The following is a 1,956-nucleotide window of genomic DNA, read 5'->3' on the forward strand; positions in this document are numbered from 1 at the left end:
GCGCGCCGCTTCCCGCCGGACCCGTACGGCCCGCCCGGCACGCGGATGTACCGCACCGGGGACCTGGTGCGGTGGCGGGCGGACGGACAGCTGGACTTCCTCGGCCGCACCGACCACCAGGTGAAGGTCCGGGGCTTCCGGATCGAGCTGGGCGAGATCGAGTCCGCGCTGGCCGCCCTGCCGGAGGTGGCGCAGGCGGTCGCGGCGGTCCGCGAGGACCAGCCGGGCCGGCGTGCCCTGGCCGGCTACGTCGTCCCCCGCCCGGGGGCGGCGGCGCCGGACCCGGCGGCGCTGCGGGCCGCGCTGGCCGCGCAACTGCCGCCGTACCTGGTCCCGGCGGCGGTGGTGGTGCTGGCGGAACTGCCGCTCACCGCCAACGGCAAGGTGGACCGGGAGCGGCTGCCCGCGCCGGAGTTCACCGCGGCCGCCGGCTCCGGCCTCCCGCGCACCCCGGCCGAGCGGGCCCTGTGCGCGATCTACGCCGAGGTGCTGGGGCTGCCGGAGGTCGGCACCGGGGACGGCTTCTTCGACCTGGGCGGCGACAGCATCCAGGCGATCCAGGTGGTCTCGCAGGCCCGCGCGGCCGGGCTGGTGATCGGCGCGCGCGACGTGTTCGCCCACCCCTCGGTGGCCGGACTCGCGGCGGTGGCCGTCCCCGCCGAGGACGCGGCGGGCTTCGAGGACGTCGGGACGGGTGAGATCGCGCCCACCCCGATCACCGAGTGGCTGCGCGAACTCGACCTGCCCGAAGACGAGTTCCGCCGGTTCGGCCAGCAGGCGGTGGTCGCCGTGCCACCCGTGGACCCGCCCCGGCTCGCCGCCGTCCTCCAGGCACTCGTCGACCACCACGACGGGCTGCGTTCCCGGCTCGCCGACCGGGCGGACGGCCGCTGGGTGCTGCACGCCGGGCCGGCCGGCTCGGTGCGGGTCGCGGACCACCTGCGGCGGGTGGACGCCACGGGCCTCGACCCGGACGGGCTGCGGGCGCTGACCGCCGAGCAGGCCGCCGCCGCCCGGCGCCGGCTGGACCCGCGGGCCGGGGTGATGCTCCAGGCGGTCTGGCTGGACGCCGGCGCGGACCGGCCCGGGCGGCTGCTGCTGGTGCTGCACCACCTGGTGGTGGACGGGGTGTCCTGGCGGATCCTGCTGCCGGACCTGCGGGCCGCCGGCGAGGCGGTCCTGGCGGACCGGCCGGTGGTCCTGGCCCCGGTGGGCACCTCGGTGCGCCGCTGGGCCGAGCTGCTGACCGAGGAGGCCGCCGACCCGCACCGCCTGGCCGAACTCCCCGGCTGGCAGGCACTGCTGGCGAACACGCCACCGCTTCTCCCCACTTCCGCGGCCGCCGAGCGGACCGGCGGAACCGGCCGACTGCTGCTCACCCTGCCCCCCGAGGCCACCGCCCCGCTGCTCGGCACCGCCCCCGGCGCCTTCCACACCGGCGTGCAGGACGTCCTGCTGGCCGCGTTCGGCATCGCCCTGGAGCAGTGGCGCCGTCGCCGCGCCCCGCGGCAGGCCCCGGACGGCGGGGTCCTGGTCGCCGTCGAGAACCACGGCCGCCAGGAGGACCTCGCGGACGGCGTCGACCTCTCCCGCACCGTGGGCTGGTTCACCGGCGTCCAGCCGGTGCGCCTGGACCCCGGCCCGCTCGACCGGCCTCAGGTCGAGGAGGCCGGCCCCGAACTGGCCGCCGCCGTGGTCCGGATCAGGGAACAGCTGGCCGCCCTGCCCGGCGACGGCCTGGGCCACGGCCTGCTGCGCCGGCTCAACCCGGAGACGGCCCCGGTGCTGGCCGCCCTGCCCGGCCCGCAGGTGGCGTTCAACTACCTGGGCCGCTTCACCGACGCCGGTCCGGACACCCTCTGGGCGCCGGTCACGGCCGACGCGGCGCTCGCCCTCGGCGACGCCGACGTCCCGGCCGGGCCGCTCACGCACCCGGTGGAGCTCAACGCCGTCAGC

At 78.4% G+C, this 1,956-nt stretch carries 1 protein-coding gene; it reads left to right on the forward strand.

The window, feature by feature from the left end; genetic code table 11:
* The coding region (locus tag ABD308_RS11680) for a condensation domain-containing protein (RefSeq protein ID WP_344332036.1) at window positions 1–1,956 on the forward strand (1,956 nt) is incomplete at both ends.

The sequence above is a fragment of the Kitasatospora putterlickiae genome (assembly GCF_039527695.1).
Classification (GTDB): Bacteria; Actinomycetota; Actinomycetes; order Streptomycetales; family Streptomycetaceae; genus Kitasatospora; species Kitasatospora putterlickiae.